The organism is Nitrosopumilus sp. S6 (genome assembly GCF_054515815.1).
This window is the reverse complement of record NZ_JBTNRI010000001.1, coordinates 67,164-90,811: the sequence shown is the minus strand read 5'-3', so window position 1 is coordinate 90,811 and position 23,648 is coordinate 67,164. Positions and strand designations below refer to the sequence as shown.

At 27.9% G+C, this 23,648-nt stretch carries 22 protein-coding genes; 9 read left to right on the top strand and 13 right to left on the bottom strand.

The features are described from left to right. Nucleotides 1–20: 20 nt before the first annotated feature. The gene (locus tag ACX12B_RS00455; RefSeq protein ID WP_459352121.1) at nt 21–923 is read right to left on the bottom strand and encodes an SDR family oxidoreductase; all 903 of its coding nucleotides are present in this window, start codon (nt 921–923) and stop codon (nt 21–23) included. Between the two features lie 100 nt (nt 924–1,023). Between ACX12B_RS00455 and ACX12B_RS00450 the strand changes: the two genes are divergently transcribed. Beyond that, the gene (locus ACX12B_RS00450; protein ID WP_459352120.1) at nt 1,024–1,989 is read left to right on the top strand and encodes a Gfo/Idh/MocA family protein; all 966 of its coding nucleotides are present in this window, start codon (nt 1,024–1,026) and stop codon (nt 1,987–1,989) included. On the opposite strand, the gene ACX12B_RS00445 is transcribed toward ACX12B_RS00450, so the two are convergent. Further along, nucleotides 1,986–2,816 (bottom strand): glycosyltransferase family 2 protein, encoded by an 831-nt coding sequence (locus ACX12B_RS00445; protein WP_459352119.1) that lies wholly within the window; start codon nt 2,814–2,816, stop codon nt 1,986–1,988. The two genes, ACX12B_RS00450 and ACX12B_RS00445, sit on opposite strands and share 4 nt — an antisense overlap. 129 nt (nt 2,817–2,945) lie before the next feature. Here ACX12B_RS00445 and ACX12B_RS00440 point away from each other — a divergent pair, with 129 nt between their 5' ends. Further along, on the top strand, nt 2,946–4,220 hold the full coding sequence (locus ACX12B_RS00440; protein ID WP_459352118.1) for a DegT/DnrJ/EryC1/StrS family aminotransferase: 1,275 nt from the start codon (nt 2,946–2,948) through the stop codon (nt 4,218–4,220). Here ACX12B_RS00440 and ACX12B_RS00435 read toward each other — a convergent pair. Continuing rightward, nucleotides 4,213–5,247, bottom strand: a complete 1,035-nt coding sequence (locus ACX12B_RS00435; RefSeq protein ID WP_459352117.1) for a GDP-mannose 4,6-dehydratase — start codon at nt 5,245–5,247, stop codon at nt 4,213–4,215. The genes ACX12B_RS00440 and ACX12B_RS00435 overlap by 8 nt on opposite strands. An 82-nt stretch (nt 5,248–5,329) precedes the next feature. Here ACX12B_RS00435 and ACX12B_RS00430 point away from each other — a divergent pair, with 82 nt between their 5' ends. Beyond that, nucleotides 5,330–6,208 (top strand): NAD-dependent epimerase/dehydratase family protein, encoded by an 879-nt coding sequence (locus tag ACX12B_RS00430; protein ID WP_459352116.1) that lies wholly within the window; start codon nt 5,330–5,332, stop codon nt 6,206–6,208. Nucleotides 6,209–6,224: 16 nt separating this feature from the next. Here the strand turns inward: ACX12B_RS00430 and ACX12B_RS00425 are convergent, their stop codons facing one another. The 5 genes from ACX12B_RS00425 to ACX12B_RS00405 are packed head-to-tail and all read right to left on the bottom strand — an operon-like array spanning nt 6,225 to nt 11,730. After that, nucleotides 6,225–7,517 carry an aminotransferase class III-fold pyridoxal phosphate-dependent enzyme gene (locus ACX12B_RS00425; RefSeq protein WP_459352115.1) on the bottom strand — a complete coding sequence of 431 codons (1,293 nt, stop codon included), beginning with the start codon at nt 7,515–7,517 and terminating at the stop codon, nt 6,225–6,227. 40 nt (nt 7,518–7,557) lie between these two features. Next, nucleotides 7,558–8,565, bottom strand: coding sequence for an SDR family NAD(P)-dependent oxidoreductase (locus ACX12B_RS00420; RefSeq protein ID WP_459352114.1), 1,008 nt, complete (start codon nt 8,563–8,565; stop codon nt 7,558–7,560). A 48-nt stretch (nt 8,566–8,613) separates the two neighbouring features. Further along, nucleotides 8,614–9,384 carry a hypothetical protein gene (locus ACX12B_RS00415; RefSeq protein ID WP_459352113.1) on the bottom strand — a complete coding sequence of 257 codons (771 nt, stop codon included), beginning with the start codon at nt 9,382–9,384 and terminating at the stop codon, nt 8,614–8,616. 50 nt (nt 9,385–9,434) lie between these two features. Next, the gene (locus tag ACX12B_RS00410) at nt 9,435–11,306 is read right to left on the bottom strand and encodes a hypothetical protein (RefSeq protein WP_459352112.1); all 1,872 of its coding nucleotides are present in this window, start codon (nt 11,304–11,306) and stop codon (nt 9,435–9,437) included. Further along, nucleotides 11,278–11,730, bottom strand: coding sequence for a WxcM-like domain-containing protein (locus ACX12B_RS00405; RefSeq protein WP_459352111.1), 453 nt, complete (start codon nt 11,728–11,730; stop codon nt 11,278–11,280). The genes ACX12B_RS00410 and ACX12B_RS00405 overlap by 29 nt, the downstream gene beginning before the upstream one ends. A gap of 91 nt (nt 11,731–11,821) precedes the next feature. Between ACX12B_RS00405 and rfbB the strand changes: the two genes are divergently transcribed. From rfbB to ACX12B_RS00385, 4 genes are all read left to right on the top strand, one after another. After that, nucleotides 11,822–12,808: a dTDP-glucose 4,6-dehydratase gene (gene rfbB / locus ACX12B_RS00400; protein ID WP_459352110.1), complete on the top strand. Its 987-nt coding sequence runs from the start codon at nt 11,822–11,824 to the stop codon at nt 12,806–12,808. Between the two features lie 26 nt (nt 12,809–12,834). Continuing rightward, nucleotides 12,835–13,899 (top strand): glucose-1-phosphate thymidylyltransferase, encoded by a 1,065-nt coding sequence (locus ACX12B_RS00395; RefSeq protein WP_459352109.1) that lies wholly within the window; start codon nt 12,835–12,837, stop codon nt 13,897–13,899. A gap of 46 nt (nt 13,900–13,945) precedes the next feature. Then, nucleotides 13,946–14,977, top strand: coding sequence for a glycosyltransferase family 2 protein (locus ACX12B_RS00390; protein WP_459352108.1), 1,032 nt, complete (start codon nt 13,946–13,948; stop codon nt 14,975–14,977). 89 nt (nt 14,978–15,066) lie between these two features. Beyond that, a complete protein-coding gene (locus ACX12B_RS00385) occupies nt 15,067–16,512 on the top strand; it encodes a B12-binding domain-containing radical SAM protein (RefSeq protein WP_459352107.1) in 1,446 nt (481 codons plus the stop codon). 2 nt (nt 16,513–16,514) lie between these two features. Here the strand turns inward: ACX12B_RS00385 and ACX12B_RS00380 are convergent, their stop codons facing one another. After that, a complete protein-coding gene (locus ACX12B_RS00380; protein WP_459352106.1) occupies nt 16,515–17,450 on the bottom strand; it encodes a GDP-mannose 4,6-dehydratase in 936 nt (311 codons plus the stop codon). Between the two features lie 241 nt (nt 17,451–17,691). On the opposite strand from ACX12B_RS00380, the gene ACX12B_RS00375 reads away from it, so the two are divergent. Beyond that, nucleotides 17,692–18,852: a lipopolysaccharide biosynthesis protein gene (locus ACX12B_RS00375; RefSeq protein ID WP_459352105.1), complete on the top strand. Its 1,161-nt coding sequence runs from the start codon at nt 17,692–17,694 to the stop codon at nt 18,850–18,852. Between the two features lie 48 nt (nt 18,853–18,900). Beyond that, on the top strand, nt 18,901–20,175 hold the full coding sequence (locus tag ACX12B_RS00370) for a hypothetical protein (RefSeq protein WP_459352104.1): 1,275 nt from the start codon (nt 18,901–18,903) through the stop codon (nt 20,173–20,175). On the opposite strand, the gene ACX12B_RS00365 is transcribed toward ACX12B_RS00370, so the two are convergent. The 4 genes from ACX12B_RS00365 to ACX12B_RS00350 all read right to left on the bottom strand — a co-directional run bounded on the left by ACX12B_RS00365 (nt 20,172) and on the right by ACX12B_RS00350 (nt 23,614). Next, complete coding sequence (locus tag ACX12B_RS00365; RefSeq protein ID WP_459352103.1) at nt 20,172–21,176, bottom strand: hypothetical protein; 1,005 nt, start codon at nt 21,174–21,176, stop codon at nt 20,172–20,174. The two genes, ACX12B_RS00370 and ACX12B_RS00365, sit on opposite strands and share 4 nt — an antisense overlap. A gap of 7 nt (nt 21,177–21,183) precedes the next feature. Further along, entirely contained in the window at nt 21,184–22,017 is an 834-nt protein-coding gene (locus ACX12B_RS00360; RefSeq protein ID WP_459352102.1) for an FkbM family methyltransferase, read from the bottom strand. 192 nt (nt 22,018–22,209) lie between these two features. After that, nucleotides 22,210–22,779 (bottom strand): D-sedoheptulose 7-phosphate isomerase, encoded by a 570-nt coding sequence (gene gmhA, locus ACX12B_RS00355; RefSeq protein ID WP_459352101.1) that lies wholly within the window; start codon nt 22,777–22,779, stop codon nt 22,210–22,212. Between the two features lies 1 nt (nt 22,780). Beyond that, the gene (locus tag ACX12B_RS00350; RefSeq protein ID WP_459352100.1) at nt 22,781–23,614 is read right to left on the bottom strand and encodes an N-acetylneuraminate synthase family protein; all 834 of its coding nucleotides are present in this window, start codon (nt 23,612–23,614) and stop codon (nt 22,781–22,783) included. Nucleotides 23,615–23,648 lie beyond the last annotated feature (34 nt).

Genomic DNA, 23,648 nt, shown 5'->3' with positions numbered 1-23,648 from the left:
ATATAGCAAGGAAAAAACAGTTATTGAAGTTTTTCGTTATTTAGATAAGCGCCATCATTCAAAAAAAAATTTTTAATGTTTTTTAGAGAAGTTTGCAAATTTTCAAAATCCATATTTAGTAGTTTTTTAGCTTTTTCATTAGATAGTGATGTATCTAACGGTCTTTTTGCTTTGAAATCAACATCACTAATTTTCCCTTTTTGTATTAATTTTTTATCAAATGAAAAAATATCAGCCACCATTAATGCAAATTGATATTTACTAATTTTTGAATTTGATGATAAATTCAATATATGATTTTCATCAAGAGTAGAAGATTTTAAAATTGATTTTGCTAAATAGGAAACTTCTAATGGAGTAAATACTACGTCATCAAATCCGATCAAAGGTTCACTATTTGATAATTTTTTAATCATCCAATTCAAAATGTTTTTTCCATCTAAATCATATCCAACAAAATTTGTTCGTAAAATAAGATAGTCATCAGATTCTTCTTGAACATATCTTTCAGCTAATAACTTTGTTTTTCCATATGTGTTAATAGGATTAGGAATTTCATCTTCAGAATACATTCCTTTTTTTCCATCAAAAAGTCCATCAGTTGAAATTTGAATGAGTTTTGTTTTATTTTGTTTTGCAATTTTTGCAAGGTTTTTTACTCCTTCAGAATTTATTGAAAAACCAATTTTTGGATAATCTTCTAAATAATCAAGATCAGTTATAGCAGCACAATTAATAATTAAATCGGGGTTTATTTTTTCTACGACACATTTTATTGAATCAATCTTTTGGATGTCAATCACAAAATCAGTTTTAGAGCAATTTTTCAAGCGTGAACTGTATACAGAATATCCAGATTGTTGGAATTCTTTTAGAACATAATTTCCCAGAAATCCACGTCCTATTACAAGAACACTTTTCATAAATTCCATGTATTATATACATAGATTAATCTTTGAGTTTTTCAAGCAGTAATTCAATATCTCTATAAATAAATACATTCAAACTCTACAAATTTTGAATATGAGGTTTTTAGTAATTGGATGTGGTTCAATTGGACAAAGACATATTAAAAATCTAAAAAAAATTTCAAAAAAATTTGAGATTTTTGTATTTGACAATAACAAAATCTTAGAAAAAAATATTGTAAAAGAATACAAGGTATTTTCCATAAAAGAAAATTCAATGTATTCAGATTTTTTTGATTGTATTTTAGTTTGCACTCCTCCAAATACTCACATGAATATATCTACTAAAATTATGAAAAAAAATTCAAATATTTTCATTGAAAAACCATTATCAAATAATTTAAACGGTATTGAAAAATTAATTGAAAAAAATAAAAAAACAAATTCGAAAATTTTTGTAGGATATATGTTTAGATTTAACAAAGGAATTAAGAAAATAAAATCAATCATAGAATCTAAAAAATATGGAAATGCGTTACATGTTTCAGCATATTTTGGACAGTATTTACCGGATTGGAGACCAAATCAAAATTATGTAAAAAATTATACAGCATGGCAAAAACAAGGGGGAGGAATAATTTTTGATGGTTCACATGAAATAGATTACTTAACTTGGATTTTTGGAAACCCATTAAAGATTCAATCAGAGTATGTAAAAACTAAATTTATCAAATCAGATGCAGAAGCTATATGTGATGTAATTCTGAGATTCAAGAATAATGTTTTAGGAACTATTCATATAGATTTTGTAAGAAGAAAATACAAAAGAACGTTAGAAATTCTTTGTGAAAAAGCAGTAATTAGATGGTCATTAAGTTCAAACAAAATTGAAATTTTCATTCCAAATAAGGCTAAAGAGACAGTCATAAAACTAGAAGAGGATGTTAATGACATGTATTTGAATGAATTAAAACATGTGATTTCCTGCATAAATAATAAGAAAAAATCAGATATTATTGATATAGAAAATGGAATAAACATTTTAAAATCATCTAAGAAAATAAAAGAAAATAAAATCTAAAATTGTTTTAAAAATGAATTAAATCGGATAGACGTTATTAATATTAAAAATGGCATCAAGAAAATTTTTTCTAAAAAAGTAATTTGACGACTTTTTAATGGTGTCCAGAAATCAGTCTGGAATGCATGAAAAAATGACAGTATTTTTCTAGATAATCTAAAACTTTTTCCAGTTGTTGAAAAAAATTCATAGTCACTTTTTCCAAACATGTTCCACCTACGTAAGGTTTCAGATACACTATCAGTTCCTATTTCATAACAAAATACATTAGCAATTCCAAGACTATATCCATTTTGAACTAATCTATTACAGAGTTCGGTATCATCAGAAAATGTCGAATTTATATTAAATTCAAATTTGTCTAGAATTTCTCTGACATATAACATTGGAGTTCCAATTATACTACGTTTACCAGGAAAAATTTTTGCCTTTTTGTATAATGATAATGCTGTTTTTAGATAAGAATTTTTTCCTTTCATAAGATTAAGACAAGAAACACCAATCCAATTTTGTTCATTCATCATATCTAACATTTCTAGAATTGATTTTGAAGGCATAATGTTATCTGGGCCAATAAAAATAACATATTTTGTTTTAGAATGTTTTAACCCAATATTTCTAGCGTTGCCTAATCCAGTTCCAGGATCTGAAAAAATATAATCAGTGTATTTAGATACAATTTCTTTGGTGCCATCGATAGAATTTGCATCTACCAAAATAATTTTTTCAATACCGTTATCAATTATAGATTTTATACAATCTTCAATGGTACTACTAGAATTTTTAGTACAAACAATTCCAGTAATTTCATTTAATTTAGAATTCATTGTTTCTTTATTTTGAAAACTTCTAGTTGATAAAAAAATGTTTTTAAACTAAGTTTTCAACTAGGTTAAGATGAATTTTTTACATAAAAATCTCTTTAATTTATAAGAATGAGATAGTTAGAAATTTTATTGGAAAAAAATGAAATAATTTCTCAGATTGAATCTTTAATTAAAACATATTTTTCTAATGAAAAACATGAATTTATTCCCAATGAAACTAAAATTCCTATTGCAGCCCCAACATATGATGCTGATGAAGTAATTGAATCAACAAAGTCTCTTTTAAGTACATGGGTGACCATGGGAGAAAAAGTAAATCAATTTGAAAAAATGTTTGCCGAATATATCGGTTCAAAATATGCAATAATGGTCAATTCAGGTTCTTCAGCAAACTTGCTTGCATTATCAATCCTTACAAATCCAAAAATTTCAAAATTGAAACCAGGTGACGAAGTCATCACACCAGCATTAACATGGGTAACAACAGTATATCCAATTTTAAACAATGGGTTAAAACCAGTTTTTGTGGATGCAGACCTGCATTCATTTAACATAGATTCATCTAAGATTGAAGATGCAATAACTGAAAAAACAAAAGCGATTATGCCAGTACATCTTTTAGGCAGGCCAGCTGATATTAAAAAAATAAAAAATATTGCAGAAAAACATGATTTAGTTTTGATTGAGGATACATGTGAGGCACACGGTGCCGAATTTGAAGGACAAAAAGTAGGTTCATTTGGAGATTTAGCAACTTTTAGTTTTTTCTTATCCCATCACATTACTACAATTGAAGGAGGAATGGTATTAACAAATAATGAAGAATTGTATGAGGTAGGAAAGGCATTACGAGCGTTTGGTTGGACAAGAGATCTTAATCAAAAGGAATCATTTGAACAGGAAAACCCAAAGCTAGATCCACGATTTTTGTTTATCAATTTGGGATATAATTTAAGACCAACAGAAATTCAGGGAGCATTCGGAATACATCAACTAGGCAAATTAAATAATTTTATCGATATAAGAAGAGGAAATGCAGAGTATCTTAATAATAGATTAGCAAAGTTCTCAGACATACTACAATTACCATATGATGATCCACATTCAAAGCATTGCTACTTTGGATATCCAATTCTAATTAAAGATAATTCTAAATTCACTTACAAAGATTTTGTTGATTATTTAGAAGGGAAAAAAATTGAAACAAGACCCATAATGGCTGGAAACATTGTAGAACAACCATCTTCAAAATTATTTGAATATTCCATTAGTGGAGATTTAAAAAATGCAAACAAAATAATGGAAGATGGTATATTTTTACCTAATCACCAGATGCTAAGAGAGAAAGAAAGAGAATACATGGCAGATAGTATTATTGAATTTATTCAATCAAAAATTAATTAGTTTTTTTGGTTAATGAGTCATATCCAGACATTGCAGCATCCCAAGGGAAGTATTCTTTCTTCAACCATCTCTCCCATCTTTGGATATCTTCTTCAACCATAATTTTAACAAGTTTTTTAAATTTAATTTTTGGACTCCAATTCAATTTTTTCTTAGCTTTTGAATTATTACCTTTAAGAAAATCTACATCATAAGGACGAAGATGTTCTTTAGTAGATTTGATTTTAGAGGTTGAAATTCCAGCTACTTTACATGCTTCAGCAACTAATTCTTTTACTGAGTGAGATTCATTTGTAGATAAAACTATATCTTCAGGAGATTTTTGTTGTAACATCATCCACATACCTTCAACATATTCAGGAGCATAACCCCAATCTCTTTTTGCAGAAAGATTGCCCAAAGATAGTGAATTTGATAGGCCTAATGAAATTTTGGCAACACCATTAGAAACTTTTCTTGTGACAAATTCTAAACCTCTAATTGGCGATTCATGATTAAACAATATACCATTTAACGCAAACATATCGTAACTATGTCTATACATGTCTACCATCCAAAATGCATATAATTTTGCTGTTGCATAAGGACTAGATGGATAAAATGGAGTTTTTTCATTTTTAATTTTAGATTTTTCACTTCCATAAAGTTCGCTAGATGACGCCTGATAAAATTTAATTTTTGGATTGAATTTTTTGATTTCTTCAAGAATTCTTACAACTCCAAAACCAGTAACATTTCCTGTATAGATAGGTTGGCTAAAGGAAGCAGCAACAAAACTTTGAGCTGCAAGATGATAAACTTCATCAGGATTAGAATGTATTAACGCATCATGAATAGATCTAGAATCCAACATTTCTGCAGAGATAAGATCAATTTTATCATAAATTCCCAAATAATGAAGTCTCCAAAAGTTTGGAGTAGACAAACGCCTATAAGTTCCAAAAACTTTGTATCCTTTTTTTAGGAGAAAATCTGCAAGATAAGATCCATCTTGTCCAGTTATTCCAGTAATTAATGCTCTTTTCATTCAAAAAATTTTCAACAAGTTTTCATTAAAAGGTATCGAATTAAATACAAAAACTTATGCTAGTGTACAATCAAGAAGTCATATGCGCGTATTAATCACAGGACACACAGGATTTATTGGAACATATCTTACAAATTATTTAGTTTCTAAAAAATATGATGTAATTGGTTTATCACCAAAAAGTAACAAAAAATTGAAAATTAAACAGATTAAAAAAGATATACGAAAAGTAAAATCAACTGACATTAGCGGTAAAATCGACATAATAATCCATTTGGCTGCAATAACAGATGTAAATTATTGTCAAAAAAATCCTTTTGAGTGTTATTCAGTAAATTCTTTTGGAACTCAAAAAATACTTCAAATTGCAAAAGAGAAAAAATCTAAAATGGTTTTTTTGAGTTCTAGTCATGTTTATGGAAAACCAAAAAACAATCCCATATCAGAAAAATTTCAAACAAATTCAACAACTATTTATTCTGCCAGTAAAATATCATCAGAGATTTATTGTAAATCTTATTCAAATTCATTTGGAATGGATGTTTCTATTATTCGTCCTTTTTCTGTTTATGGTCCACATCAACCAGAAAATTTTCTAATTTCATCAATATTAAAACAATTAAAAAACAGTAATACGGTTAAAATTGGCAGAGTAACACCAAGAAGAGACTTTGTGTACATTAGCGATGTTGTGAAAGGAATTGAAATTATTTTAAAAAATACAAAAGGATTTAATATTTTCAACATAGGATTTGGAAAAAGTTATTCTGTAAAAGAAGTATTAGAAATTCTAAAGACAGTATCAAATAGAAAATTCAAGGTAAATTCAATAAAGAAAAATTTTCGACAAATAGAAATTCCTGAAATAAGATCAAATTCAAAAAAACTACAAAAACTTGGTTGGAAACCTGAAATTCCATTTAAAAAGGGCATAAGAATAATGTTAGAAGAGAATTTTTAAAAAATTACTTTTTAAATTAAGAAATTCTACTAATTACGGATTTGGCAATATTTCCACGTAGTTGATTTTTCACATCATTTTTTTCAATTGCATGTTTGAGTTGTTCTAAAGATTCATAAATTTTCTCTAACGTAAAAGAAATTTCTTCCTCAGAATGTGAAAAAGATAATAAAACGGTGTTAGGATGCATAAAAATTCCATTTTCAACTAAATTTTGTAAAAATAAACTCTTGTATAACAAAGAATCATTTCCAGTATTATCTAAAAGATGGAATTTCAATCTCTGAGGAAAACCAATACAGGTTCCTGAAATTTCTAATTCTTGTGTAAATTTGTTAAAAGAATTTTTGATTTGAGAACCTAATTTTTCCATATGACCACAAATATCATATTTTTGATATTGTTCTACTGTAGCAACACACGCAGCTAAGGATAATGCTTCTCCAGCATATGTGGTAGAAACAAAAACATCATCAAAAAATTTCATATATTCTGATTTTCCAACAATTGCAGCTAGAGGCATGCCATTAGCTATTCCTTTAGCAAAAGTTGCCATATCAGGTTTTACACCAAAATATTCTTGTCCGCCACCTTTAGAAAGTCTAAATCCTGTCAGAATTTCATCAAATACAAGTAATGAGTTATTTTCATGAGTGGTTTTTTTTACTTTAGAAAGAAAATCGTCTTTTGGTAAATCAAATACTGCGGGTTCCATAATAACAGCCGCAATTTGATTTTTATGTGTAACAAACAATTTTTCAAGGGATTCAAAATCATTGTATTCAAAAGTTTTGATCAAGTTTTTATTAAATTCTGGAATTCCAGAATTTCTATTTGTTATAATACTATACCAATCATCCCAAACACCTCCAGAACCACAATAAAGTATCATATTTTTTTTAGTGATAGCTCTACATGCACGTACTGCACCCGTAACAGCATCAGAACCTGTTTTTGTGAATCTAGTCATTTCTGCACAAGGTATAATTTTTTTAAGAGATTCTGCAGCTTCAATTTCTTTAAAATGTGGTAAAGAAAAAATTATTCCTTTTTCTAATTGTTGAGAAATTGCTTCATTTATTTCAGGCACATTATATCCTAAAACAATTGGTCCCAAAGCCATCAAATAATCAATGTATTCATTACCATCAACATCAACAATTCTTGAGCCATGTGCACTATCAACATATGTAGGATAAACACCCTCTACAAAACTAGAAGGAGATTTACTAAATGTTTGAGCAAGTGAAGGCAGTAATCCTAAACCTCTATTTTTCATCGAAGTAGAAGTTGAAAGTTTTAATCCCATTAAACATCATAGGGTTGATTTTAGAATAATAAACTTTGTACTATGATTTTGGTTTTATTAATTTAGAATCAGTTAGAATTTGTTTAAGATCAGATTTAGGAATTTTTTCTACATTATCTGATGAGTATTTTTCCATTTGTTCCAATTTTTTGATTTCGGGGTAATTTTCTAAGATTTTGTTTTCAGGTATATTTGGATCAAAAATGACATAACTTCCCCTATATTCCCAAGCATATCGCATTTCTTCTTCACCAATAAGAGTCTCATGCATTTTTTCACCGGGCCTAATTCCAATAATTTTTTCATTTGTTTTTCCAAGTAATTCAAAAAGAGCAGTTTTAACATCATCTACGGTATAGGCATCTAATTTTGGCACAAATACTTCGCCTCCTTTTCCCGATTCTGCAGAACTCAGAATAAAATCCAATGCGTCATCCATAGTAATACTAAATCTAGTCATATTTGGATCAGTTATTGTTACATCTGTTTTTGATAAAATTTGTTCTATTAAAATTGGAACAACCGAACCACTACTTCCCAAAACATTACCATATCTAATGGTGATGAATTTTGTTTTATGTCGTAAAGGGTTTAGAAAGTTTTTAGCAGTAACAAATAATTTTTCCATCAAAAGTTTTGATGCGCCATATGTATTAAGAGGGGAAACTGCTTTATCAGTTCCGATGCCTACAACTAATTCAACATTTTGTTCTAGACAAGCATCAATTACATTTTGAGTTCCAATAACATTAGTTTTGATTGCTTCAAAGGGATTGTATTCAATTACTGGTACGTGTTTTAATGCAGCAGTATGAAAAACAATATCTACACCTTCCAAGGCTCTAATTAATCTTGGAAGATCTTTTATGTCTCCAATAAAATAACTTAATCTAGAATCAGAAATTTTTCTTGCCATCTCTACTTGGTTACTTTCGTTTCGACTTAGGATTCTAAGTGCTTTGATATCATAAGTCAACAATCGTTTTGTTAGAGCTTGACCTAGAGAACCTGATCCTCCAGTAATTAGAATAGTTTTTCCTTCGAACATGTTATGGAGAATAATTGTCTTGTATTTTAATGCAATAATTTATTTTTGCTAATTATAGATTGGTTTTCCCGCAGTATCACTATCTCCAGATAAACTAGAAACCGTTACCAAGGTGGAAAAACACATCCATCTACCATCAGATCTAGTCCAATCCAAGGGGAAGTTAGGATCAACAGGATCAACCCCATGTTGAATTGACGGGTAGAAAATTATAGAATCGCCAGGATTTAGTAAAGAATCAATGTATTCTTTCTCACCTTTTTCATTTCTACAAAATAAACCACCTTCACCATAATCGTCTGGAATTTTACTTAAGATGGTATTTACAATTACTTTTTGTCCTACATCAGGATCTTTGTGTTCTTGCATGTATCCTCCACCTCTAGGATATTGTTGTACAAGTGGTACAGAAACAAAACCATCTTTGATTTCAGATAAGGCATAATCTTCTGGCAAATCTGATAAAAGATTACGCAATTTGAATTGTCGTTTAAAATAATTTTGTACAGATTTTGATTCATCATTCCAATAAAAAAATGAGTAAAGGTGTAAAATTGATTTTACCTTTGATTTTTCAGGATTATTATCTATTCTATGATAATTGGGGGTTCCGGATTTTACAGATGGACTTGATTCAGGAATTTTTGTAGAAAATTCTTTAGAGAAATTTCGAAGATGAACAGCCTCTTCTTCAGATAACATTCCTCTAACAAGTGCAATTTTTCCAGAACGAACATTATTTTTTATAATATCCAAATCAGTATCCAATTTTATAGTATCATCATTTCTTTCTAGAACATTAACTTCAAAGAATTCCAATTGTTAACAGTATGAATAAAGAGGTATAAAATAATATGTTTGGTTAAATATCAGAAATTTTCCAGGTATGAAAAAAATTGCTGAGAAGATTTTCCAGGATATGAGATATACTCTTTTAGAAATTTTTGTGCATCAGAAAGTAAATTTTGTCTAAATTCTTGGTTGTTTAGAGTTTTTTCAAGAGTATTTGGAAAATTGTTTAGAGAAGTTAACATTTTCGGATTTTGTTCAAAAATTAATGCTTTACCAAATCCGTAATCTTTCACATCTACAGAAATAACAGGTTTTTGGAGTATTATTGCCTCTAAAATACTAGTAGAAATATCAGTGGTGATTAGTAATTTACATTGAGAAATAAGATTAATCATATTACTATGTTTTAAAACAACTATATTTTCATCAATATTTTTTACAAGTTTTTCTATATCTTGTTGTTCCATAAAAGGATGTAATTTTATTACAAGTTTTTCTCCTTTTTCTAATATTTTTTCAGAAATTTCTTTTACAGATTGTTCAAATTTTGAGATAGAATCTACAGTTAGATCATTCACAAAATTTCGTATTGGAGAGGTAACAGCGAATAAAATAAAATCATTTTTCTTTTGAATATTTGTAGAAAAAATATCATCATACAAAGGAGCTCCAATAATTTCTAGTTTTTTAGAATCGATTTTTGAATCAATACAAAATGAATGTGTTAATTTTCCCCATAACAATAATTTATTAGATTTTATTGGAACTACACCATCAAATTCACGTCTAAAAAGATAATCTGGATGTAGTGTTTCAATACTCAAACCATGAGATAAGAGAAAAACTGGAACATTATTTTTTTTGGCAAAATGTAAAATGATTTGTTCGATTGATCCAGATTCATATAAAATTACTATTTCATCCAACAACACTAAAGAAAAAAGTTCCTTAACTCTTTCGATTTCTTTAATTGCAGTTTCAATCCATTTCAATGAAAATTCCTTGAGAATTGGTTTGATAATACACCAATAATTTACACCATTTATCAGAAAAATATCAAACTTGTCCATATTATGTAATTGAGAAGAAAATTCTTTTTGTCGTAATCTAATTTCATTTTTTATAAAATCATCTTTTTTGTCAAAAGAGGAAGAACTTCCCACAACACATTTAGTTTTTTTTAAAATTGAATAAGACTCTCGATTCCAAAATGTTGGTCTACGTCGATTATACAAAATTACATTAGTTTTGGCATGATTAGACTCTAAAAGTAAATCTTTGAATCGTATAGTATCAAATTCCACTAGTAGAAGATTTTTTTGTTCTGAATTAAGATCTGACGAATTTAATGTTTTAAGAAATTTCTCTGAAAAATTTTTTAGTTTTTGAAATTTATCCTTGGAAAGAGAAAGATTTAGTGATTTTTTTCCAACTTTAACTTTATAGTTAACTGAATTGAAAACTAGTTCAGTTTTAATCTTAGATTGATTAGAAAAAATACTTACATTTTCAGAGAACAAATTTGTTATTGGTTCTAATTCTTTTGTTACAAGAAAATGGAAACTAGGATATTTTTTTGTGATTTTTGATAATTCAAAAATTTTTTTTATGTATGGAACCAAAAAAAAATGGAAGTCACGATAAAATAAATTTGCAATATCAATATTTTCATAGATTAAAGAATCAAATCGGTGATAAGTGGACCATTTAGCTGCGATAAAAGAATTTTTTTCAATTTCATTGAAATTTTCTGTTTCTAAAAATTCATCAGATATTTGGTGAGAAATATGTTCATTTTCTAAAAGAATGTGTGATTCATAATCAAAAGATATGATTTTAATATTTTTTTGAGAAAGATATTTTTTTAATTCTTCTATTGTACCGTTTTTATCAAAAAGAATTATTGTGGAATGAGTTTTTTCATTCAACTTTCCATTTCTCCCAGTCATACTCTTCATAAAGCACATTTTTCATTTCACCATCATCGGGTTTCCAAGATACATTTGCCAAGACCAAAACAATTGAATTTTGTTTGGATATGTTAATGTGTGCAGAAGATATGTTTTTTGGGACATGTACTAACACAGGATTTTCTTCGCCGGAAATAATTTCATCATAATTTCCATTTTTATCCTTAATGACAAATACAACTTTTCCACTAATACAAGTCATAAAACTATCTCGTTTTGTATGCAAATGAGGTCCTTTTTTTTCACCAGGGTTGACAGTTGTTACGTAAATCATTTTTGGATCTATTTTGAATTTGGAATCCCAATCTCTCCAAACCACAGTTAATTTTCCATTAACGTGGCCATCAAAAATATCCTTGGTAAAATGATCTTCCAAGTCAAAAGAACTATGATCACTAGTCATTATGATTATATTAAAAATACGTTATAAATAATCACATCTTTTTAGAGAAGAATTGAAAAATAATAAATCTTCTATTAATTAATGCATATTATTGAAAATTTTAGTTACTGGAGGTTTAGGATTCATAGGAAGTAATTTTATTCATATTTTACAGAAAAAACATCCAAAGTACAAAATCATAAATTTAGATGCAGAACTAAGTGGTTCAAATAAACGCAATCTAGACGGAATAAAAAATAAAAATTATCAATTTGTTAAGGGAAATATTACTAATCAGAAATTATTAGAAAAAATTATTCCCAAAGTAGATGTTGTAATTAATTTTGCAGCTGAATCTCATGTAGATAGGAGCATAAATAATCCAAAACCATTTATTGATTCAAACATATTTGGAGTATTTTGTATCCTAGAATCAATTAAAAAATATAATAAAAAACTAATTCATATTTCAACGGATGAAGTTTTTGGTAGTTTAAAAAAATCTAGTGCGGATGAAAAATATAATTATAATCCATCAAGTCCATATGCATCATCAAAAGCTTCAGCAGAATTATTGATAAAATCATATATAACAACATTTGGTTGTAAGGCAATTATTACTAGATGTACAAACAATTATGGCCCCAGACAATCTTTAGAGAAATTAATTCCAAAAATAATTTCACTTGCTTCAAAAAACAAGAAAATTCCAATTTTTGGTAAAGGGACAAACATTAGAGATTGGATTTTTGTAGACGATCATTGTAATGCTATTATCAAAATTTTAAAAAAAGGCAAATATGGAGAATCATACAATATTTCAGCATCAAATGAAGTAGACAATCTCACAATTGTTAAAAAAATTTTAAACATGATGGATAAATCTGAAAAACTGATAAATTTTACAAAAGATAGACCAGGTCATGATTTTAGATACAGTCTAAAGTCATCTAAAATCAAAAGAGAATTAAAATGGAAACCTGAAAACAGGTTTCAAGAAGGGTTAGAAAAAACCATCAATTGGTATTTGTTAAATACGAAATCATGGTCAAAATTTTCTACGGTAGAATTATCCAAAGCCGAATGGAAAACTAGATAACTAAATTACCATAATTTTTCTAATAATTGAAAGGAATCATACTACATGGTGGTCATGGAACTAGATTACGGCCACTAACCCATACAGGACCAAAACAATTGCTACCAATTGCAAATAAACCAATGTCTCAATATTGTCTTGAGGCTATCAAAAATACAGGAATAACAGAAATTTGTATTATAATTGGAGGAATTGGTTCAAAAAAAGTAAGAGAATATTATGGGACAGGAAAAGAATTCGGGGTAAAAATTACATACATAGAACAAGACGAACCAAAGGGGATTGCACATGCAATCGATCTGTGTAAAGATTTTGTTAATAATGAAAAATTTTTGGTGTTTTTAGGAGATAATATTATTAAAAAAGACATTAGCGAGTATGCAAAAGATTTTCAAGAATCTAATACAGAAGCATCTCTTTTATTATGTAAAGTATCTAATCCATCACAATTTGGAATTGCTGAACTGAATTCTGATGGAAGTATTAAGAAAATAATGGAAAAGCCAAAAAATCCTCCTTCAGATCTTGCAGTAACAGGAATTTATTTTCTAACACCAAAAATTTTTGATGTGATTTCTAGATTAAAGCCATCATGGAGAAATGAATTAGAAATAACTGATGCATTACAAATGCTACTAAGTGAAGGTAATAAAATCAAATATTATATGATTACAGATTACTGGAAAGACACTGGAACTCCACAAGACATTATTTTTGCAAATTCAGAAATATTAAAAAATATGACACCATATTTTGATGCAAAAAAAGAAGAGAATATTGAATTAAATGGAAACATAATGGTTGGAGAAAATACATGCATTAACTCGGGTTCAAAAATTATTGGTCCAGTAATTATTGGAAAAAATTGTATAATAGATTGTGAAATAGGTCCTAACGTAAGTATTGGAGATAATTGTATTTTAAAAAAATGTAAAATTAAAGATTCAATAATTATGGATAATTGTAAAATAGAAAATGAGTCAATATTGAAAAATAGCATTATTGCATACAATTCTGAAATTAAACCATCCTCATCTACTGAAAATGAAAAAATGTTATTACTCGGAGAAGGCAGTAAAATAACAATTTAAAATAGAAAAGGATTTTTAGTCAACAAAGAATAATTCAGAGAAAACATTGGAAACGAAAATCCCCTTAATCAGCATTGTAATTACCAATTTTAATGGAGGGGATTTACTGTTAGAATGTTTAGAAACAGTATTTAAAACAAATTACAATAATTTTGAAGTTATTTTAGTAGATAATTGTTCAGATGATAATAGTCACAATATTGCTAAAGAAAGATTTCCAAGAATTTCATTAATTGAAAATAATGAAAATCTTGGTGCAGTAGGAAGAAATTCAGGAATAAAAAATGCAAAAGGAGATTTCATAGTACTCTTAGATAACGATACAAAAGTAGATTCAGAATGGCTAAATGAATTCTTGAAAAGTTATGAAAAATTTGGTTATGGAATGTATCAAGGCAAATTACTGTTAATGGATTCACCTGAGAAAATTAATTCAGCTGGATGCATGATAAACATTTTTGGTTTTAGTTTTGCAAAAGGTACAGGAGAAATTGACAAAGGACAATATGATCATGAAATAGAAATTAATTTTCCAGCAACAGCTTGTGCATTTGTACCTAAAAAAATTTTTGAAGAAATAGGGTATTTTGATGAAAAATTTTTTGCGTATTTAGATGATACAGATTTTGGATGGAGAGCAATGAAGCAAAATATTTCATCATATTTTGTTCCTTCAGCTATAGTTTTTCATAAATGGAGTAATACAACTAAATGGAGTCCTCTAAAGTATTATCTTTTAGAGAGAAATAGACAAATTTGTATCAACACATTATTTTCAGAAAAATCATTATCAAAACTAAAACCATTTTTAAAAATTGTTGATTATGGGATAACAAAATTATATGAAAAAAATGGTATGCTTGATGAAAAAAGAAAAGCTGATGAATTTATTAAAAATAACAAGCAATATTTAGATAAAAAATCAGATATGGTCAGATCAAATACAATAATTTCAGATAAAGAAATTATAAAAAAATTCTCGGATGAGGTTCCAGTTCCAAAAGAATCAATCGGAAATCAGGGGATGTTGAATAGAGTGTTGTCAGTTAATAGTAAAGTAGCAAAATCAATTATCTAAAAATCAAAAAAGACACAAAAATTTTTGTGAATAGATTTGGTGAAGCAGGTATATTAACTATAAAAATGGAAACTAATTATACAAAAAAAATGGCAAAATATAGAAAAATTTTACTTACTAGACCCCCAACAGGTTCAAATGCATTACAAGGAGGTTCTGATGCAGATCCTCATCCACAACCCCCATTAGGTCTTGCGTATCTTGCAGGAGTTATTGAAAAATTATCAGATGTAGAAGTATTAGACATTCTTGATGGTAACTTTTCAGAGAACTATGTTGAGGATGTAAAAAAAATTGTGGAAGAGAAAAATCCCGATTTAATAGGATTTAGTGCATTTACTCCATTTGCGAATCCAGCATTAATGGCAATCACAGAAATAAAAAAAATTAATCCAAATATTTTAACAGTTTTGGGAGGTCCTCATGCAGTTTTAGCTGAAGTGACAATGAAAAAATGTGTAGATCTTGATGTAATCGTATATGATGAAGGAGAAGGACAAATTGAAGAGATTGTTTTAGGAAAACCTCTTGATGAAGTTTCTGGATTATTTATTAGAAAAGATGGAAGAATTGTTCCAACTCAACCAAGAGATTACATAAAAGATATGGATGACTTACCTTATCCTGCATATCATAAGTTACCTAATTTTCCTGATGGGTATCATCCTCATCCACCAAAAAGTACTGGTAAAAAATGGTGTAGTATCATGTGGTCAAGAGGATGTCCATTTTTCTGTAATTATTGTAATAGAGAAAATAGTTTTGGATTAAAATTTAGAAATCAATCTCCAGAGTATGTTGTAGAACATATAAAATATCTTCATGAAAAATATGGAATTGAAGAGCTTACATTCTATGATGATGTAATGTCTCTGAATAGAAAAGCAACTATGAAACTAATGGAGTCGTTAACGCCAGAAAATCTTGGATTTAAATTAGAATGGGATGCAGAAACAAGAGTAGATTTAGTTGACAAAGAATTACTTTTAGAAATGAAGAAAGCAGGATGCAGAATGATATCATATGGAATTGAACATGGTGTTTTTATCCATGAAATAAAAGGTGGCAGAGCTACTCTAAAACAAGCAGAAGATGCAGTAAGATGGACTCATGAAGCAGGAATACAGACTGTCGGATATTATATGATTGGTTTACCTGATGAAACAGAAGAAACAATAAAGAAAACAATAGAATTTGCAAAGAAGTTAGATTGCACATACGCACAATTTGCTATCACCATGCCATTTCCTGGAAACAAATTGTATGATGAGGCAGTAAAATCAGGATTAGTAAAATTAGATGATACATGGGATCAGTTTGTTTATGCAGGAGTTGGTTCAGGAGGAATTCAAGCACCAGTATTAACTACAAATGCATTATCTGCAAAAGATCTTGAATATTGGGCAAAAAGAGCTTATCAGGAATATTACTTTAGACTAGGTTACATTGCAAAAAGATTTTTGAAAATACGCAGTCTTAAAGATCTAAAAATGAATTATGACGGATTCAGAATGTTAAAAAAAGATACTTCATAAAATTAGGTTTTTTGTTCTTCAAAATATTGAATAGTTTGTTTAATTCCTTCTTTAACTGAGACTTTTGGTTTCCATCCTAGTTTTTTTAATTTAGAATTATCTACCAAAAAATTTCCAACATCAACTTTTTTAGTATATTTTGGGGTAGATGCATATTTTATTTTTGAATTAGTTAATTCTTCCAAAATTTTTCCAATTTGATAAAACCAGGTTTTTTTACCAGATGCAATCCAATAAAGATTTCCGGGTTTTCCTTTTTTCATAATTTTGATAATAGCATCCACAACATCTGAAATGTAGATTACATCACGAAAGAATTTTCCACGATTAAATATTGTTATATCATGATTAAGATATGCTTCATGAATCAAATAATTTAAGGCATTTTTTGTAGAAATTGTTTTTTCACGTGGACCAAATGAATTTGTAATTCTAAAAATTCTAGTATCAATTCCATAAACTAAATTATATGTTTGACAATAATGCTCACTTGCCAATTTATTTATTGCATAAGGAGAATTTGGAGTACAGATAGAGTTTTCAGTAACTGGTAGTTTTTTTGGTTTTCCTATAACAATGAAAGTACTTCCCAAAATAAATTTAGTTTTTAAATTTAATTGCCTAATACTTTCAAGAAAATTTAAGGTTGAATTTGTATTACTCTTTAGATCAGTAAAAGGTTTTTTGAATGAAATAGAATGTGAAGTTTGACCGGCTAAATGAATTATGATATCTGGTTTATGTTTTTTCACCAATTTGAATATAGAATTAAAATTAGATACATTAGCAGTTTCCAATTTTACGTTCTTTGAAGTTGTTGGAAAATTAATTAATTTTGATTTATTACGTACAAGTAAAATTAAATTATTTTTATTGAGTAATTTTTCTGATAGATGACTACCAATAAATCCAGAACTTCCTGAAATCATTATTTTCATGCAAAATCTTCTTACAAGAAGTTTATTAAGTTAAAAAAATTGAAAATTCAAACATTAGTAATGATTTAAACACAAACATTATCAAATCCACAAAAATTAATTAAAATAATGTCATTGTACGTTAAAATAAAGTGGAAGTCAAGATGGTTTTCTACTCAAGTCTTGTTAGGTTTATTGTGGATTCTCAAGAGTCAAGTAGTTAAAAACGTCCAAATTTGTAATAAAATGGTTTGAGTTTAATATGACAGATATTTGGGGGAAAATAAAAAAAATTGTTTTCAGGACAGAAGATTTACAATATATAGGATTAGCAAACGTTGCAACCAAAGCTATTGGGGGTTTATTTTGGTTTTTTGTAGCATCATTAATGGAAGCTGATGTTTATGGCCAGATAAGCTACATCATTGCAATTGCCATGATGGGAATGAAAATTTCTTCAATTGGTTCAAATCAAACAATTATTGTACTTACTGCAAAAAAAATTGCCATTCAACCAGTAATGTTTTTGGTTGTATTAATTACGGGTTCAATTGCAGCTATCATATTATTTTTCACGTTTGAGGATAATGTTATTAGTGTATATTTACTTGGAGGGTTAATTTTTGAACTCGGCATTTCAAGTTTGTTAGGTTACAAATTTTATAAAAAATATTCAATATACTTAATTGCTCAAAAAATATTATCTGTTATTTTAGCTCTAAGTTTGTTTTTTTTAATTGGTCCAAATGGAATAGTGTTAGGAATCGGATTATCATTTTTAATTTTATTACCTAGAATCATTATTGCTTTTAAAAATGAAAGAATTCAATTTTCAATATTAAGAGAAAAATTCAGGTTTACAATGCATAATTATGGATTATCAATCGAAAAAATTCTTAATGGTCAAATTGATAAAATAATTATTGTTCCCCTTCTAGGATTTGTATCTTTAGGAAATTTTTCGTTAGGATTTCAAGTTCTTTCAGTGTTGCTTATTATTCCATCTATTGCATTCACGTATAACTTACCAAGAGATGCTAGTGGACTACCAACCAAACGTCTAAAGATTATTGCTGTAATCATTTCAATAATTTTTGCAATTTTAGGTATGATTCTTGCACCAATTCTCATCCCTTATTTCTTTCCAAAATATGAAGATGCAGTACAAATAATTCAAATATTAAGTGTAAGTGTTATACCTACTACAATTACAGGTGGATTTGTATCATATTATTTGGGACATGAAAAAACTAAAACGGTTTTAATTGCTCAAGCCATAACAATCATCAGTTACATAGTTGGGATCTATACTTTGGGTGAAATATATGGCATTATTGGAGTTTCAATCGCATTTGTAATGTCAACAATTTTCCAAACTGTTTATTATACAGTTATTTGGAAAATTAAAAAAGAACAGATATGATTGCTATAGAAAGAACTTTAATTATAAAAAATATTTAAAATTTAGAAATTGAAAAAAATTCGTATTCTTGTTGTATTACCAATCCATCCAAGTAGAACTTCAGAAACAACGTTAATTATAAAAAATATTCTAGGAGAGTTAAGGAAAAAATCAAATCCGCATATAATTTGGTTAGTGTATTCTACAAAAAAAATAGTAACAAAACATGATGAAAATGAAACAATAATAGATATTCATGATTACAAAAACTTTGTAGATATTTTAAAATCTGAAAAACCAGATTTGGTTTATGCGACAGCAAGTTATTCTTTAATTGATTTTGCGGCATCAAGTGCTGCAAGATATCTTGGAATACCTGTACTATCAAAACTAATGAATAAAGTTGCAGTAGTTTCAAAAAATTTAAGAAAGTCAGTTATTACAAGGTTGTTTGAGACATCACTACCTACTGATGAAAATGATTCACAAAAACAATTTATGAAAAGGGGTAAATTTTATTTTTACAAATGGAAATTTTTAGTTAATACATTAATTGCGACTAAGAAAAACAAAATTAAATCATTAATGATAGGTATCAAGATTTTGAAATATAATATGAGTATAGGTAGGCATGAAGGAACACCTGAGTTTGCAAATGATATGCATTGGTTAGAAAGCAATAGTAGAGTTAACAGATTAATTGAATTAGGTTATAAATCAAATTCATTAGTTGTGACTGGAAATCCAATGTATGATCATGTGTTCCAAAAACTTAATCAATTAAAAAAAATTGAAAATAAAGTACCAGTAATATTATTCATTCCAACTTCATTATATGAACATGGGATTATACCAAAGAAAGAAAATGAAATTATCTTTAAAAAAATACTTGAAAAACTAAATGAAAATAAAAAAATTAAAATTAAAATTAAAATTCATCCGTCATCACAACAATTTTCTTATTACAAAGAAATGACGACATCGATAGATGAAAAGATAGAAATTTTTCAAGAGGGAGAGTTACTTGAATATGTTGAAAGTGCAGATTTGATAGTATCATATTCAGGATTTAGTACTACTCACCTATATGCACTATTAAGTAACAAACCACTAATTTTGTTAAATATTTTTGAATACGACAAAGGACCATTATTACAGAGAAATATTGCAGTTGAATGTAAAAATATTGAAAAAATTAATGAGTTAATTTCATCAACATTAGAAAACAACCCCATAGATGGAGAATCTATTTCTAATTACATTGAAGAATTTTTTTATAAAACTGATGGAAAAGCTGCAGAAAGATTATCAGATATAATAATTAAATTAATTAAAAAAAGTTAAATTAAATTTTTATGATTTTCTAAAATATCAACAATTCTTTTTGTTCCTTTTCCATCTATTAGTTTAGGTCCAGTAGAATTCATTGATTTTCTTAACACAAAATTGTCTATTAAGTGGTTTAGTTTTGAAAGTAATTTTGTTTTAGAAATATGTTTAGAAAAACCAAGATTTATTCCAAATCCATTAGATTCTAAGAAAATTGCCGTTTCTTCTTCTTGTTTTTCACTGCCCATAGTCAGAGATGGAATACCACATTTACATAATTCTAATAACGTCATACCCCCAGCAGATATAGCAACATCATGTTTTACCATTTCGGAATACATATTGTTAACATTTTTTAAAATTTTTAGAGGTTTTACACAATTTTGTTTAGCAACTTTCAATTCATTCCAACAACTAAATCTAGGACCAATTACTGTAGTAATTCTAAAAAATTGCTCAGATTCATTAAGAATATTAATAATTTTAGGAATAAAACAACCTTGATCAGCTCCCCCCTGTAATAAAAGAAGTGAGCTGACAGATTTTTTGATTTTTTTGGATTTTTTAAAATTGTTTTTTAATATGGTATAATCTAAACTGGAAAGTCCGTTTTTAGGACCACTATTTGGATATAAAATATTCACTCCAAATGGAATTCGATCTTTATTTTTACCAACATAATCAATTGCAAAAAAAACTTTCGATATTTTTGTAAATTTATCTAATAATGAAGAAAATTCTGTTTTTTTATCTAAGATGAAAATATCACATTTGATTTTAGAAAAAAAAATTTTTTGTTGAGAAAGTTGTTTTGGAATTAATTTACATAAAAATCCATTTTTTTTAATAAATGATTGTACAAACGATGTAGTTGTTAGAAACATAACTTGATGATTTTTTTTAACCAATACTGATGCTAAATTCATAGTACGAAAAATATGACCCATGCCAATTTTGGAATTACCATCTGCTCTAATCATTATTTGAAGAGATTTTGTATTTGTAGAAGAATTCATTTTAAAATCAATCAGATTTCTTTGGAATCATAAATAACATAAAATTCATTGGTAAATTATCTGCCTCTAATTCATCAAATAAGTTTTCAAATGAAATTTGTTTTACATCATTCATATTTCCTAATAAAGGCACATCCATTTCTCGTGGAATATAATATAGAATATCATATCCATGTTTTTCAATATTTTCTAAAAGTTGTTTTGTTCCAGAAATTCCAATTAAAAATAGATGAATTTCCATGTGTATCAAGGGTTTGTATTTCTCAAGTGTGCGACACATACCTTTTACAATATTAACTTCAAAACCCTCAACATCCATCCTGATAAAATCTAGTCTAGGTAAAGATTTTTCTTCAACAAATGAATCAATTGTTTTCATAGGTACTCTGATTTTTTGAATTATAGCATCTGGTGGAGCATCAATAAATTTTTCTGTAGAAACACGAGACCAATTTGAACGATCGCTAACCAAAAATTCAATTTCACTATTTTCATTCCCGCAGGCGAAATTATAGACTTCGGTATTTGTTTTATTTTGTAATTCAATATTTTTTTTTAAATATTTGAAATTGATAGGAGACGGTTCAATAGAAATTACTTTTCCAGAATTTCCCACTACATTACTTTCTAAACAAGCATAATATCCAATATTACTTCCAACATCTAGACAATACATGTTCTTTTTTAAAAGTGAAGACAGTATTTTTGTACTTAATGGTTCATGAGTTTGAAACATCAAGAGTTCTTCAGAAATTCCAACATCATTGGGGATAGTTGTAAATTTGTATCCATTAATGTTAAGTACATGTTCTTTTGAAAGATCTAAAAAACGTCTTTTCAAAATTCTATAATTATAAAAGAAAATTCCCTTTATGGTTTTTGATATTCCAAAATGTTTTAAAAAATAATTTTTCATATAAGAGATTTTTGAGACGTATCCAGATTCCAATTATTCAAAAAAAAGTAACACAGTATTATATTATTTTGTAATTAAAGTAAAATTAAGGTGTTTTTAGAAAAATTATGTAAGTTTTTAATATTTTTTTAAGGTATCTTCTACAATTTCACAAATTATATGATAGATGATTCTATGTACTTCTTGTATTCTTGAAGTTGAATCAGAATTAACGATAATTGCAATATCAACAATTTTCCCTATTTTTCCTCCGTTATTACCTAATATTCCAATAGTAGGAACACCTTTTTTTCTAACAGACTTAATTGCATTCAAAACATTTTGAGAATTACCACTTGTAGAAATTCCTATAAGGACATCTCCTTTATTCACTAAACTTTCACATTGTCTACTAAAAATTTGATCAAAAGAATAATCATTTCCAATTGCTGTTAAAATAGACGAATCTGTTGTTAGTGCAATTGCAGGAAGACTTTGTCTTTCTTTTTTAAATCGTCCAACCAATTCTGCTGCAATATGTTGTGCATCTGCTGCACTACCACCATTTCCACATAAAATAATTTTTTTATTTTTTTTAAGAGACTTTATCAATATTTTTGTGGCACATTCAATATCATTACTTAGTATCTTTGAGTCTTCAATGGTTTTTATAGAATTATCAAAATAATTAAGAATCTTTTTTTCCATGTTATACCAAATTTTCTCTAAGCTTTTTCATCACAGAAATTTCCGAATCCCAGATTTTTTTCTTTCCATCCCCCAGAATTTTATCTACCATTCTAACATCTCTAACTAAACGAATTAATCCTGATGGTTCTAGTGATGCAGATTGATCGCTACCATACATTGAACGATCTAGAGTAATATGACGCTCCAAAGATGTAGCACCCAAAACTACTGCAGGTAATGAAATATTTGTGGCTCCCACTTCATGACCGCTATATCCTACATTACATTTGAATTTCTTTTTTAGAACAGAAATCAATTTTAGATTTGCTTCATTGGGATCCATAGGATAAGAACTATGACTATGCATCAACTCAAAAGGACAATTATAATTTCTAAAAATTTTTACTGCTTGGGCGATTTCCTTTATCGTACTCATACCAGTTGAAATAAAAGTATATTTTTTCTCTTCTGCAACAGACTCTAATAATTTTTTATGAACTACCATGGCTGAGGCAATTTTGTTATATTTTGTTTTAAAGCGTCTCATAGAAATTTGACTGTCTACATCCCAACATGACAGATACCAAGGAATTTTTTTAGACTTGCAATATTTGTCAATTTCTTTATATTGATTGATTGAGAACTCTAATCCGTTTTTTTGTTCTCTTTGTGTTGTTCCCCATGGACTTTCTCTTGGAGAATCCAATAGTTCTTTACTGTATACTTTTTCAACAGTACGTTTTTGAAATTTTACGGCATCACATCCAGCAAAAACAGCTATATCGATTAATTTTTTTGCAATATCTAAATCACCATTATGATTTATTCCAATTTCTGCAGTTATGAAAACCAATGATAATACATAGTATTCATGGTTTTATAACAGT